The sequence below is a fragment of the Neotamlana sedimentorum genome, assembly GCF_000943565.1.
GTDB classification, from domain to species: Bacteria; Bacteroidota; Bacteroidia; order Flavobacteriales; family Flavobacteriaceae; genus Neotamlana; species Neotamlana sedimentorum.
In genome coordinates, this window is record NZ_JTDW01000008.1 from 79,418 (window position 1) to 94,752 (window position 15,335).

Consider the following 15,335-nt stretch of genomic DNA (forward strand, 5'->3'; position numbering starts at 1 on the left):
TTAGTTAATTAATTCTTTTTCGTTTTTTAAAAGTTTTTTAACTCCTTCCGGATCTGGAGTTCTGTTTGATGTTGTTGCCGCATTTCCATACCAATACACGCCTACGCCATATTCCATATCGCATTTAGTCCAACTCCAAATTTCCATATCTAATTGTAAAGAAGAACCAAAAGGCATACCATCTAAAGCACGAGTACGTGTTTCTGTACTATATTTTTGGGTATTTCGTGTGCCAAATTCGGCTTCAGGTTTTCTATTTATTTTATTGTAAACATTGCTAGCTGTTTGCGCATGGAATGGATGCTCATAAAAATCGTTACTCATACCGCCCCAAGAATAACCGTAGTAATCTTCGGTTCCGGTACCAAAAATGGATGGAAAATCTTCTCCATCTACCCAAATTTTTTCATCGCCTTCGCCCCACCATCTTTTTACAGGATTCCAAATGGTTAAAGCATCCCCAACATACACACCTTTACCTTTTATTGTAACATAATTCCAATCGGAAAATGGTCTGGTTGAAACTGGGTATTCGCCTCTCCAAGCAGCATTAAAATACATACTGTTTTCATCCCAAGTATAATCTCCAACGTTGGCTTCTAATTCGAAATCTACAGGTTCTTTACCAAGATTAACTACAGATATTTTTCCTGAATTTTGATAAGGCATTACCCATCTGCTCGCCATGGTTCCATCATTATCTACGGTTCTATACCAACCTTGAAACGGATTTAAGCCAATACCGCAACCAAAAAAATCACCTATAGGACACCACACTGTTTCTTGCCCATCAAACTCCATTTTTAAAACTACCGAACGTGTAACTGTAGAGTCTTTGTAACTGTCTAATTTTAACGACAAATCTTTTATGGCTTTTGTGCCTTCGGGGAGGTTTAATACTTTTTCTTCGCCTTGTTTTAAAGTTTCATGTAATTGCAATGTTTCGCCTTGTTCTGTTACTTTAGGAGCTAACAAAGCTTCACCTACTGTTTTTATTAATTCCGTTTCTTTCTTAAAATCTTCAACCGTAAATGTTTTTATTTGGGTTTCTTCTGTATATTCTCTGTAAGTGAATTGATAGAAAAAAGGTTTTTCAGTCACCGTAATTTTACAGCTTTTAGCATACGGAATTGGAAAAAAGGACACTGCAGAACGTATAGATTTATGTGCAAAAGGAAACGGGAATAACCCTGTTCCGTTTAAAAGCCCTAGCATATTTCCTTCTAGAGTTGGTTCTTCTGCTCCATCTAAATATATTTTAATAATGCTAGTTGTTGTTGGTTTTTTGGCGTTTAAAAATGGCATCCAAGTACGTACAATTGCTCCTGCGCCTTGGTGATCCATTAAAACCCATTCTTTTTCTCCATTATTTTCTTCTACACGAATAAAATTTTTGTCACTTTCTTTAGAATTGAAATCGTGGTTAATAAACCAACCAATAGTATCGTTTGGTGTTTTTGATGCCCTGTTGTAACTACTTTCTTGTTTTAAACGAAACTCATTTTTTGGAAATTTAGATATGGCTTCTCGGTCTATCATTTCATTTAATAATGATTCTATTGACACCGTTTCGTCTTCTTTTAATTGTGAGCAAGTCATTAAAACGATACACATTAATAAAACTATCGTTTTAATAATATTTCTAAATCCGGTACTTTTTTTGCTTTGTAAATTCATGTGGTATATATAGTTTGTTGGTTATTTATTTTGGTAATTTACATCGTCACCTTGTTGTTTCATCCAATCTTGAATGGCCTTTTTTAATACAGTTATTCTTGAACCGTATTCTGGTTGATTGGAAAGATTATTAAGCTCATAAAGATCTTCATTTAAATTATACAATTCGAACTCTGGTCGTTTTTTATAACGCTGCACCAAGTTACTCGCAGTTTCATTATAACCTGCTTTTTCAAACCAAGACAGATAAATTTGTCTAACATCTCTATCGGGCATTTTCTTATCGACATAACCATAATCAAAGCCATTAATTACACGTACTGCATAAAGATTATCTGGTGTTAAATTCCAAATGAGTTTAAATTTTCCATCGGTTACTGCTCTAGATGCATATTCGGGGCCTTCACTACCGCTATTGTACAAGAAAAAAGCATATTCTCGATGTGTATCGGCCTGTTTGTTAATAATTGGCATTAAGCTTTTACCATCAAGATTTGTAGGTACATTTCCTCCTGCTGCATCTATTAGCGTTGGAAGAATATCGCAGTATTGCGCAATAGCATTAGTTTCTAATTTCTGATTAAATGATTTTGGCCATTTCATTACACAAGCAGACCGCACGCCCCAATCGTAGGTAGTCCATTTTCCACCAGGCATTCCCGTACCGTTTTCATCTAAAACAATCATTGCCGTGTTTTTTTCTAGACTATTATCTTTTATAAGGTTTCTCGCTTTACCAACTTGCTCATCAAACGCTCTAACTTCTGCTAAATATTCACGAAAGAATTTTCGCGTAACATCGGTATCTACAAGATTATCTGGTAGAATCAACTCATCAGTATTCCATAAACTGCTATCTCCGGCATCCCAAGGAGCGTGCGCATTAACAGAGCAAATAAGTAAACAAAAAGGTTGATTAGGATTGCGCGTAACAAACTCCTTTACGCCGCTCCAATCCTCCGGTGCTGGCCCTCTAAAACCAACACTTTGTATAAAACCATCAATAAACTCATACGGATAAACCGATTTTGGTTTAAAATGTCTTTTCCCTGTTAATCCTACCCGATAGCCTAACTTTTCTAGATGTTGCACAATACTTAGCGTGCCTTTTTTTGTCGCAGCATGATTAATAGAACAACCATTTTTTACAGGCATTAAACCTGTCATTAATTCTGCTCGTGCTGGTGCACAAATAGCCTGAGAAACAAACATGTTGGTAAACTTTATACCTTCGCTTGCCAGTTGGTCGATATTAGGAGATGTATTGGGGTTTGGAGAACCGTAGCAACCTAATGTATTGGCGCTAATATCGTCTGCTAATACAATAACAAAATTCGGTTTTTGCTGTTTCTGTGCGTTAAGCACTGAGCAAAAGCTTAGGAATACAAATAAAAAAAATGTTATTCTATTAATTTTCATCTGGTCGTATTCCTTTTTTAGTTTACTCTCTATTTACTCTAAATTGAATTAACTTTTCATTTTTGGCGTTGCCCCCATTTCAAACTCTAAAACACCACCGTTTACAATTTCATCGTGTGTAATGTAATACCTGTTTAAAGTTTTACCGTTCAATTTGATAGATTGGATATAAATATTTTCTTCTGAATTATTATGAGCTATAATTTTGAAGGTTTTTCCTGAATAATACTTCTTATCCAATTTTATTTCAACTTCTGAAAATACCGGACTTGTAATTTGATATTTATTATCTCCAGGATTTATAGGGTGAATTCCTATTGAAGCTAAAACATACCATGCCGACATTTGCCCAACATCTTCATTACCGCATAACCCAAAAGCATCTGTTCCATAAGCTTGCTCACAAATTTTGCGTGTATATTTTTGCGTTAAATGTGGCGCATCGGCTTCGTTTAACATAAATGGCACATGATGTACTGGCTCGTTTGGGTGATTGTAATAGTTATTCCAAAGAAAATCTTCTGGTGTATTTTCAAAGAAAGAAATTAACTCGTTTTTAAACTCCGCTTCGCCTCCCATAAGTTCTTTTAAACCAGCTATATCATGTGGTACAAACCAACCTTGTTGATACGGATTACTTTCTATACAACCTTGACCGTGTTTTGTTTTTCCCTCCCATGGCAACCAAGTTCCGGTACTATCTTTAGCTCTAAACCAATTTACCTCATCGTTCCAAATATTCTTATAATTTTTACTGCGCTTAAAATATTCTTTAGCAACATCTGCTTTTCCTAAAGATTCTGCCATAGTTGCCAAAGCCCAATCGGAATAGGCATATTCTAAGGTTTTAGAAATGTGTTTATGGGAATAACCAAGTGTTCCATTACCCGTATTATTTACCGTGTTTAAGGAATAGGTAAACGCTTTTTCAACATCGTAATTTCTGATGCCTTTTTGGTACGCATCGTTAATAACTGAAACTGCAGGATTACCCAACATCACTCCGGAATAGGAATTAAGCATTTCCCAACGTGGTAAATATTCGCGACCGCTTAATTCTGCCATTTGAATTAGCGAATTAATCTCATCATTAACCAAACTTGGGTTAATTATGGTTTGAAGTGGAAATTGTGAACGAAAAACATCCCAACCACTAAAAATGGTGCGGTATGTAAAATCATTAGTTTGATGTATTTTTTTATCTGCTCCAACATAATTTCCGTTGACATCTGAAAAAGCACGAGGATCGATTAACGTATGATACAACGACGTATAAAAAATAGTTTTTTCTGCATCTGTGCCGCCTTCAACCGAAATATTAGAAATAGCATCACTCCACAAATCCTTAGCTTCTTGTCTAGTTTTATTAAAATCCCAGTGATTAATGTCGTGCTCTAAATTTTCTTTAGCGCCTGCGATACTTACAAATGAAATTCCACTTTTTACTAAAACTTCTTCGCCGGCTTTGGTATTAAAATTGGTATAAAAACCTAAATGTTCGCCTTGTAATTCCGTTTTATCGGTATAAATTTTAGCATTCTTAATGGCGTCTTGGTAATTGTCTTTACGTATCCAACGCATTTTACGTTTTACATCTGGTAAATCGGCACTCCAAATGCCGTAATCTTTTAAAGGCTTGCTAAACTGACAATAGAAATACACCACATAATCGGCGTTTCCGGCTCCAGCTCCCCAACCACCACCTTCTGGCGGACATTTCATCCAACCTTGAATGGTATTTTCATTTACTATTTTTATGTATTGTTCAGTTGATGATCCGCCTACTCTACGCGCTAAATCTATTTGCACACGAGAACTATCGCTCTCTGGATAGGTAAAACGAATAATTCCTGCTCTTGGCGATGACGTTAGTTCTGTACGCACCTTGTAATCGTCCATAGTTACTGCATAATATCCGGCTTCTGTAACTTCGGTATCGTGCGAATATCGCGAACGGTAACCACTTTCTGGGTCTTTTTCAACGCCTCTATTCGTTTGTAATTTACCCACGGTTGGCGTTACTAAAAAGTTACCTAAATCGCCAAACCAACCAATACCACTCATGTGTGTAAAACTAAACCCTTCTATAGTAGAATGCTCGTACGAATATCCCGGGCCGTTATCGCCATCGGAAACCGTATCTGGACTTAATTGTACTAAACCAAAAGGTGTTGCCGAACCTGGAAATGTTTTACCAAAACCGTGAGCATCTTTAGATTTTTTACCGTAGGTAACTGCGCCAATTATTGGGTCGATATAATCTACCGGCTCTTTTGTATTTTTATCAGCTTCAACCGTTTTGACAGTTTTTGTTGTAGAACATGCAATAGCCAATAACACACTTAAAACTAAAGTGAAATAGACCGATATTTTTAACCTTTTAATTTTCATGTAACGTATTCTGTTTTGTTAGTGTGCCGATGCTTTTTTTGTAATACCTGGTTTAAAAATGTCTACTTCCACATCGTTTTCTAATGTTTTTCCTGAAGTTGTTCTTCCGTTTTCTACAATTTCAACGAGCTGTGACGTTAGTTTTTTAACCACTTTTGGATATTTATTGTAAACATTTGTAGTTTCTTCAACATCCTTCTTCATATTATATAATTGAATATCTGGATAGTTTTCTTTAATAGCTTTATTATCGGTAGGTGCAGACCAACCGCCAGAACCTGGAGTTAATTCTAATTTCCATTTTTTATTACGGATAGAAAATTTTCCGTGTATAGAATGATGCACCACTAAATTATAATCAGTTTTCGCTTTTTTGTTTTTAAGCATAGGAAGAATGCTGTATGAATCTACTCCGGTAGTTTCATTTAAATCTGCACCAACAATTTCGGCACAAGTAGCCATTAAACTGGTTTGGCAAATTAATTTATCGTTCTCTGAACCCGCTTCAATAACACCAGGCCATTTTACAATAAACGGAATGCGGTGACCGCCTTCCCAAATATCAGACTTATACCCTCTAAAATTAGCACTTGGGTAATGCCCAAATTCTTTTTCTAATTTCCCTGCTTTTGAAACAGGAGCAGAACACCCATTATCGCTGGTAAAAAATACAATGGTATTATCTTCTATGCCATTTTCTTTTAAAGCATCTAAAACACGGCCAACCACAAAATCGGTTTCCATAACAAAATCTGCATACGCACCCATACCGCTTTTACCTTGCCAATCTTCAGACGGAACAACCGGACTGTGCGGAGAGTTTAAAGCCAAATACATAAAAAACGGCTCGCTAGCATCGGCTTCTTTTGCAATATATTCTGTAGCATGATCGCCTAAAAATTGAAGCATTTTAATAGGCTCCATTTTATCGATTACTTTATCATCTTTAATTACGGTTTTCATAACTCTAGAGTGGTGAAACCCAATATAAGAATCAAATCCGCGTGACAATGGCCCGTTAGGAACGGTAGAACCAATTGCAGGACCAATTACTTTTTTACCATCGTAAACTTCGGCAGGATTGCCTTCATCATCAACAAACTTAAATCCTAAATGCCATTTACCAATAGCCGCTGTTTTATAACCCGCCCCTTTTAACAATTGTGGAACCGTTGTTAAATCTTCTGCAATTAATGGTTCTAGTTCATCACCAGTTCCTAAAACGCCTTGTTGTAATCTAGAACGCCAAGAATAACGACCTGTAAGCACTGCATATCTAGATGGTGTACAAACAGCCGATGCCGAATGCGCGTCGGTAAACGTCATGCCTTCTTTTGATAAAGCATCAACTTCTGGTGTTAGTATTTTTCCTTTTTCTGGGTTTAAAGCTTGTATATCGCCATAGCCTAAATCATCACAAATAATGTAAACAATATTAGGTTTTTGTTGTGCCGATACTAAACTTGAAATGAATAGTGCTACAAAAAGTATTTTATTTAGTTTCATATTATTTTAATCTTATTTCTGTTATTTCTCCCAAGAGTTCGCCTTTTTTATTGAATAATCCTGCTTTTAATAAGGATTTAGGTACTGCTTTAAAATTTTCGGTATACTTAGTAGCTTCAATTGTTGGGTCGCTACCATCTAGTGTATAATATATATCGTAACCAACTGCTTCGGTTTCTAAATACACAATAGCTTTATTATGCAATTGATCTATACCGAAAGCCGGATACACTGTAAACAAACTTTTTGCAACGTTTACACCTTCTTTTTTTAATCTATTAAAGTGTTTAAACTCCAATGCATTTTGAAAACGCTCCCAACTTTTCACTTCTGGGTTACTCCAAGATACTTCTGCGCTTGCTAAAGTTCTTGGGTACAACATATACTCAAAATGTTCTCCTGTTGGTGTAAATTCCCCCCATAAACTGGCTTGGTTTCCTAAAACTCTAGCCGCTTCTTCTTTGGTTAATTCTGCTGGAACAGGTTCGTGATTGTAAACTACAGATAATGGCAATACCGAATTAGGACCTTCTGGCTCCATAAAAGTTGGACCTTGAACTCGGCTTATGTAGGAATGTAAATAAGAGGTCATAATAGTTGGATAACCTTCTCTTGGCGCTTGTACTTCTGGGTTATATTTACCTCTACGCCATGCCATAATGGTTGCTCCAGGAACACCATTACCACTTAAAACCTCATCCCAACCAATCATGATTTTGTTTTGTTTTTCTACAATTTTATGAATACGTTGAATAAAATAACTCTGTAATTCTTCGTAATCTTTTAAACCGTTTTCTTCCATAAGAGTAGCACACATGGCACTTTTTTTCCAATCTTTTTTGCTACACTCATCGCCACCAATATGTAGATATTTTGACGGAAATAAATCGGCTATTTCTTCAATAACACCTTCTAAAAATTCATAGGTAAATTCACTTGCTGGACAAACCGTATTGTTAGGCGCTTTACCACCAGTAGCAACTTCAAAATTCACACCAGTAGTATCAATATCCGAACAAAATAATTCTGGGTATGAAGCTACCAAAGCTTTACTATGACCAGGAACATCTATTTCTGGAATAATTTCTACATTTCTGGTTTTAGCAAATGCAATAATTTCTTTTAAATCGTCTTGAGTGTAAAATCCACCAACCGTTTTAGGTTCGCTGGCGGTTGCCGGTTTTCTGCTCCACCAATGTTCGTCTCTTTCGGCTCTCCAAGCACCTTTTTCTGTTAGCTTAGGATATTTTTTAATTTCTACTCTCCAACCTTGATCGTCGGTTAAATGCAAATGAAACACATTTATTTTGTAAGACGATAATAAATCAATCTGCTTCATTACAAATTCTTTAGAATGAAAATGACGCGACACATCCATTAAAACACCACGCCAACCAAATCTTGGATTATCTGTAATTGTTACATTTGGAAGCTTAATTTTGGATGTTTTTTCTATAGGAACTATTTGTCGTAAAGTTTGAAATCCATTAAAAAAACCAGCAAAACCTTTTGCTTTCACTATGATTTTTGAATCGGAAACTTCTAAAATATAACCTTCTTCTTTTACCGATTTATCTTTCGTTTTTTGAAATTCAATGTAATTCGATTTCGCTTTAACTTTTCCTGTTTCAACAACAAAATTTAAACCTGTTTCAAACTTTAATTTTTCTAAAACGTAAGGTTTAAAGCTTAATGCCACTTGCTTTGGCATGTAAATTTTAGTGGTATTCGATAAATTAAACACCCCATTTTTAAACACCACAGATTCTGGCTGCGGAATAAATGTATTTTCTTGTGCTTTTCCTGTTACAGAAAGCAATATAATGGTTATAAAAATTACTATTCTATTCATAAACTATAAGTTTTGGGCTATTATTTTAGCCACTTCTTTACCTTGAGCCGTTTTACCAAGCTCATTATAATGTACATTATGAGGTTTTATATACCACTCTTTCTCGTTTGGTTTTGTAAAGGCATACAAATCGTTAATTTGTATTTCAGGATAATTGGTTAAAACCTCTAATGCCGCTGTATTGTATTTTACACTATCACCAGCTACTCTACCATCGGCACCTTCTTCTGGCACTGCGGTTGTAGTTGCAAAAATTAATTTTGCTTTAGGGTATTCCTTCATTAAATACTTACAGATTTCATGCAAGTTTTCTTTGTACTTTTCAATGCTATTTACTTGCTTGCCGTTTTCTAAATCAAGCTTACCGTTTTTAACATATTTTAAATCGTGTAAGCCTACATTAAAATGAATAACGTCCCAAGTAAAATCCCAACCACCTTTTAAATACGGCTGAAACATAGTCGTTTTCATTTTTTCTGTAAACGGAATAAACTTATTACTTGACTGTCCGTTTTTATGAAACCTGAACACATTGGCTTTGCCTTCTAACTCTTTTCTAACTGTAGTTGTATAGCCAATAGAAATAGAATCGCCATAAATAAATACGTTTGGTAATTTTTTATTAGGGCTTACATAAGCAAAAGCAGCTTCTTTGTTTGCTAAGTTTTTCCAAGCTTCGCGTGCTACTTCTTCATCATATGTATCTCCAAATAAATTTAAAGAGGCACACGATGAAGCACTAATACAAATTCCTGTAGCTCCTAAATATTTTACAAAACTTCTTCTATCCATGTTTTATAAGTTTACAGTTAAGGTGTTAAACGACTTGGCATCTAAACTTGCTTTAACTTCTTTATCGTTTATATTAAACTGAACGGTTTTATTTTCGCTAGCGTCGTTATACGCTAAAATCACCACATTATTTTCTGCTTCGTTATAAAAAACTACGGCGTTTTCATCGTCTCCAGCAGTATCAATTTTTACTGAACCTGGCATAACAAAAGCACTTAAATGCTTCATTAAATAAAACTCTGGGTTGTAGGTAATGGCTTTTGTTTTACTATCAATAGAAATCATAGAATTTTGTTTCCAACCCCATTGGCTTTTTCCTGTTTCATCTAAAACCATGTTCCAATACATATATGAATTTGCACCATTTTCAAAATAATGTTTCATTAAATTAAATGTGTATTCGGCAGCCTTCCAATCGTTAGAACCATCACCACATTCGGTTTCAGTTTGCATTAAACGCATGTCTGGGTATGTAGCATGAACCGCTTCAATGGCACCTTTACCAGCCCATTGAAAACCAATACCATCAACATATTTTTTGGCATCACCATACTCAACAACATCTGTTACACGCTCTAATTGCGGACGCTCTACAGTTCCTAACCAAATTTCGGCATCTATATTTTCAGCTTCAAATTTTGGTCCTAAATAATCTGAAATAAGAATTCCTAAATCTTCTGGTTTCCAAACACAAGATGGAAAGTTTTGTGCTGAATTATATTCGTTTTGTACGTGAACAGCGCTAATATCTATACCTGCTTCTTTGTAAGCTTGAACAAACTTTGCAAAGTATAAGGCGTAAGCCTCAAAATACTCTGGTTCTGTAATAAAACGTGAAACTAATTCTTCTGTATTACTCCACTCTTCTGGTAAATCGTTAAATTCCGGATTAGCTTTACAAGCGTAATGTTTGCTGTGTTTCATCCATGACGGCGGACACCAAGGCGATGCCCAAACAGCTACATCTGGATTAATTTTTTGTGCTTCTTTTATGTAAGGAATTAATCGTTTTTTATCGCGATCTATAGAAAAGTTTTCCATTGCAAAATCGCCTTCGGTTTCGTTATGGCTATACCAATCTACCGCATAATCGTTAGCACCAATTGGCATTCTACACAATGTAAATTTACAGCCTGTTTCTTGGCTAAATAAATCGTTTAAAATTTGTTGCTTTTCTTCAGGTGTAACCATGGCTAAAGCGTCCCAACCTAACTCGTTAAAACAGCCACCAAAACCATCAATTGTTTGTTGTTGGTTTGTTGTATTTACAACTATGGTTGCCTCTGGAGTTATTTCTGATGCCTGTGGTTGATAGGTTTTATCAGTCCAAACACTGTTTTCTGTACTACTTTTCCAAGATACATCAAGTCCTTTTTCTTCTTGTTTACACGATGAAAAAGCCACTAATGCAACTAAAATTAATCCTTGTATATGTTTCATTTTGATGTTGGTTATTTTACGGTTAAAATTTTTCTTAAACGGATATCTTTTGATGATGCACCAATCATAATTCTAAAATCTCCAGGTTCAACAACACGCTTTAAATTAATATCTAACATAGATAAAGCTTCACTATCTAAAGTAAAAGTAACGGTTTTAGATTCCCCTGCTTTTAAGGCAATACGTTGAAATCCTTTAAGTGATTTAATAGGTTGTGCTACTGATGATAACTCATCACGAATGTAAAGTTGTACCACTTCTTCTCCATCTAATTTACCTGAATTGGTGATGGTACAAGTTACTTCTATCGCTTCGTTTGGTGCAATATTATTTTTACTGAATTCAATATTTGAATACTCAAACGAAGTGTAACTTAAACCGTAACCAAATGGAAATAAAGGTTGCCCTGTTAAATTATGGTAGTTATCACCACGACCTGTTGGTTTGTTATTGTAGTATAATGGGCATTGTGCTTCATCTACCGGAAATGTAATTGGTAAACGTCCCGCAGGATTTTCATCACCAAATAAAATATCGGCAAAACCATTACCTCCGTTTTCACCAGCATACCAAGCCATGATAATACCGTCTACATCGTTTTTCCAATTCGCCATAGTAATCGCGCTACCACCAACTAACACAACAACGGTTGGTTTACCTGTTGCAGCAACGGCTTTTATTAATGCTTCTTGATGTCCTGGTAAAGCCAATAAAGCACGGTCTCTAAATTCACCTTCGTGAATACCAGCGAATACAACCGCAATATCACTTTTTTCTGCAGCTGATACAGCATCTTTAATTTGCTGTTCCCATTCTTGGGTTACATCGGCATCCCAAATAAATTTGAATTTAGCATTTCCTGCAGATTCGTAAAATTCAATTTTTACATCGTATTCTTTACCTTCAACAAAATAAAATTCTTTTAAAATGGTATTATATGATTGTTTTTGCCAATTATCAATTAACAATTTACCATCTAAATACAAACGGTAACCATCATTACCTTCAATACCAATTTTTGAAATTCCTGTTTTAGGTGCTTTAACTTTTCCTGTCCAACGCACAGAATACCAATCGTAAGGTAAATCTTTATGAGGTGAAAATAAAGTCCAACCAAAACCAATTTTCTTATCTACACGCTCCACTTTTGGCGAACCGCTTAATGTAATATTATCAAAATAATCGCCTTTTAAACCTTCAACTTTTTTACCATCTTTAGTTGACGATAAATATTTTGGAGCAATAACGGTGTAATTTTCTTCTTTAAGTGAAACGCCTTCGGCATAACTAATATTAGCTTCTCCAATTTTAGCAGCTACGCCGTTGTAAAACGAAACTTTATCGTTACCAGGACCGCTATAACCACCTAAACGCACTGTTTTAGCATCGTGACCAATTAAGGCTACTTTTTTATTTGATTTGCTTACAGGTAAAACCGAATTATTATTTTGAAGCAACACCATAGATTTTGAAGCTGCTTTTCTTGCTAACTCGCGGTGAGTTTTGTGTCCGTTCCATTTGTCGGCTTCTTTAGCATCAACGTAAGGATCTTCAAATAAACCTAATTCAAATTTTATTTTTAAAATACGACTAACCGCTTCATCAATAGCTTTAATATCAACCATTCCTTTTTCGTAAGCTTCCCAGAATAATGGAAAGTGGTTATAGTTGGTTTGAAACATCACATCTAAACCGCCTTCAACTGCATCTTCTGTAGCTTCAGCATAATTTGCAGCTGTAAAATGCAATACATTGGCGCCACCAGTTGCACCAGCATCTGAAATTACAAAACCATCGAATCCCCATTCGCCTTTTAATTTATCTCTTAACAACCAAGCGTTTGATGTACAAGGTGTTCCATCTAAAGAATTATAAGCCGTCATTACCGAACGTGCGCCTGCTTTTTGAAAAACAGCTTTAAAAGCTGGAAAATAAATTTCTTCTAATAAGCGTTCGTTAAAACTAATTGGGTAACTATCGCGACCACCAGCACCTACATTTGCAACAAAGTGTTTTGGCGTAGTTATAACGCCTTCGTTTTCAAACTCACTAATAAAAGATAAACCCATTTGTGTTGTTAAATATGGATCTTCTCCGTAAGTTTCCTCTACACGTCCCCAACGCACATCGCGTGCAATATTTAAAACTGGCGATAAAATTTGACGAATACCACGTGTTTTAGTTTCTTTAGTTATTGCCTTTGCAACATCGCCAACTAAATTGGTATCCCAAGTAGCTGCTAAACCAATTGCTTGTGGGTACACCGTAGCACCATCGCGCGCTAAACCATGTAAAGCTTCGTTAAACGGAATGATAGGAATACCTAAACGTGTTTCTTCTAAAAAGTACTTTTGCAGCTTGTTAATTTCGTTTGCCATATCTTGAGCACTTCCGGTAGAACCGTAATCCATAATTTGCTCTGCGGCATTATCATTTTTTCCTTTTGATGAAATTTGAAAACCAAAAATACCGTGTTTCAATTTATCTTTACCAATGCTTAAATCGCCAGGAATCATAAACATTTGCCAGAACTTTTCTTCTAAAGTCATTCGGCTTAACAAATCTTGCACACGCTCTTCAACAGGAAGTTTAGGGTTTTTATAAGGCGGATCTTTTTTATCTGTAAACGATAAAGAAATTGTAATAATTCCTCCTAAAAGCAAACACGTAAATACCTGTTTTATGTTTAATTTATATTTCATCTTTTTGTTAACTATAATTTTGTATTCTTTAGTTTTTCTAATTGTGGCCAATCGCTTGAACCATCGTTTTCTTGTTTTGCACCAACAGTACTTCTGCCATCATTTATAATTTTTAATAAATCGGCTTTAAATTCCTTTACAATTTCAGGATGTTCTGCTTGTAAATTTTTGGTTTCGGCAGCATCGGTTTTAACATTATACAATTGAACCATTGGAAGTGTATCGTAAATTGCTTTTTTAGTGTTGATATTTGGATAACTCCATCCGCCAGAACCTTTACAGAAATTAACTTTGTAATCGCCTTTACGATAGGCAAACTCACCTCGAACAGAATGATGAATGATGCTTTCGCGTTTTGGAGCTTCAGAATTTGTTAAATGGCTGAAGCTGTCTTCTGCTACATTATCTTCTAAATCAATATTTAAAACATCGGCAACGGTTGCAAAAAAGTCAGTAGTACAAACCAATTGTTCTGTTTTTGTTGGCTGAATGTTATTTTTCCATGTCATGATGTATGGTACACGGTGTCCGCCTTCAAAAATATCAGATTTTGTACCTCTATAAACGTAACTTGGATTGTGATCTTTAGATTTTAATTGTTTGAAATTTGCTGTTGGTGAACAGCCATTATCACTAGTAAAAACAATTAATGTATTTTCTGAAATGCCGTTAGCTTCTAAAGCTTTTGTAACTTCTCCAACAACCCAATCGACCATAATAACAAAATCGGCATACGGATTTTCTAAACCACTTTTACCTTTAAAAGCATCGGTTGGTAAAATTGGCGTGTGCGGTGCAGGCAACGGCATATATACAAAAAACGGATCGTCTTTTTTTGCATTATCGTTAATATAACTTACGGTACGTTTTGTGATTTCTGGTAATGCTTGTTCGTGCTCAAAATTATCGGCAGTTAAGCCATAACGCCAAGTACCTTGTTTGGTTTTACCTTTGGTATATTTTGTTGGTACGCTGGTTGGCATATCGTTTTCTACCCAAACGTATGGTGGCATGTCTAAAGAACCACAAAATCCGTAGCTATAATCAAAACCATGTGTATTTGGGCCATTTTTAATAGGTGTTGTAAAATCTACCTCAGGTATTGCTTTTAAGTTATCAATATCCAGACCTAATGAATCCGGTTTTGTAATATCCCAGTCCCAGCCCATGTGCCATTTACCTATAAAAGCGGTGTTGTAACCGTTGTCTTTTAAAACATCGGCAATAGTAGTTCGGTTTGGCTTTATTAATGATTTTGAATAACCACTTACCACACCTTGTTTAAGCGATGTTCTCCAATTATAACGACCAGTTAAAATACTGTATCGTGTTGGCGTACATACGGCAGAGCTTGTGTGGGCATCTGTGTACATTACGCCGTTAGTTGCCAATGCATCGATATTTGGTGTTTCAATTTTAGAGTTCTCGTTGTAAATAGATACATCGCCAATACCTAAATCATCAGCAAGAATGTATATGATGTTTGGTTTTGTTGCATTTGTAGTGCTCTTTTTCTCTTCTTTTTTATTACAAGAAAAGAAAACGATACTCATTAA

General features: G+C 35.5%; 9 protein-coding genes. All 9 read right to left on the reverse strand.

Annotation, left to right across the window (positions count from 1 at the left end):
* Positions 1-1,677 (reverse strand): glycoside hydrolase family 172 protein, encoded by a 1,677-nt coding sequence (locus PW52_RS12080; RefSeq protein ID WP_205618136.1) that lies wholly within the window; start codon positions 1,675-1,677, stop codon positions 1-3.
* A gap of 21 nt (positions 1,678-1,698) precedes the next feature.
* Positions 1,699-3,042, reverse strand: a complete 1,344-nt coding sequence (locus tag PW52_RS12085; protein WP_052823480.1) for a sulfatase family protein — start codon at positions 3,040-3,042, stop codon at positions 1,699-1,701.
* Positions 3,043-3,144: 102 nt separating this feature from the next.
* A complete protein-coding gene (locus PW52_RS12090) occupies positions 3,145-5,487 on the reverse strand; it encodes a GH92 family glycosyl hydrolase (RefSeq protein WP_082050906.1) in 2,343 nt (780 codons plus the stop codon).
* An 18-nt stretch (positions 5,488-5,505) separates the two neighbouring features.
* The gene (locus tag PW52_RS12095) at positions 5,506-6,993 is read right to left on the reverse strand and encodes a sulfatase family protein (protein ID WP_044633215.1); all 1,488 of its coding nucleotides are present in this window, start codon (positions 6,991-6,993) and stop codon (positions 5,506-5,508) included.
* A 1-nt stretch (position 6,994) separates the two neighbouring features.
* Positions 6,995-8,845: a beta-N-acetylhexosaminidase gene (locus PW52_RS12100; protein ID WP_052823482.1), complete on the reverse strand. Its 1,851-nt coding sequence runs from the start codon at positions 8,843-8,845 to the stop codon at positions 6,995-6,997.
* Between the two features lie 3 nt (positions 8,846-8,848).
* Complete coding sequence (locus PW52_RS12105) at positions 8,849-9,637, reverse strand: SGNH/GDSL hydrolase family protein (RefSeq protein ID WP_052823483.1); 789 nt, start codon at positions 9,635-9,637, stop codon at positions 8,849-8,851.
* A gap of 3 nt (positions 9,638-9,640) precedes the next feature.
* The gene (locus PW52_RS12110; RefSeq protein ID WP_044633216.1) at positions 9,641-11,077 is read right to left on the reverse strand and encodes a glycoside hydrolase family 30 protein; all 1,437 of its coding nucleotides are present in this window, start codon (positions 11,075-11,077) and stop codon (positions 9,641-9,643) included.
* Between the two features lie 11 nt (positions 11,078-11,088).
* Entirely contained in the window at positions 11,089-13,779 is a 2,691-nt protein-coding gene (locus tag PW52_RS12115; protein WP_052823491.1) for a glycoside hydrolase family 3 protein, read from the reverse strand.
* 11 nt (positions 13,780-13,790) lie between these two features.
* Positions 13,791-15,332, reverse strand: a complete 1,542-nt coding sequence (locus PW52_RS12120) for a sulfatase family protein (RefSeq protein ID WP_082050910.1) — start codon at positions 15,330-15,332, stop codon at positions 13,791-13,793.
* Between the last annotated feature and the right edge of the window lie 3 nt (positions 15,333-15,335).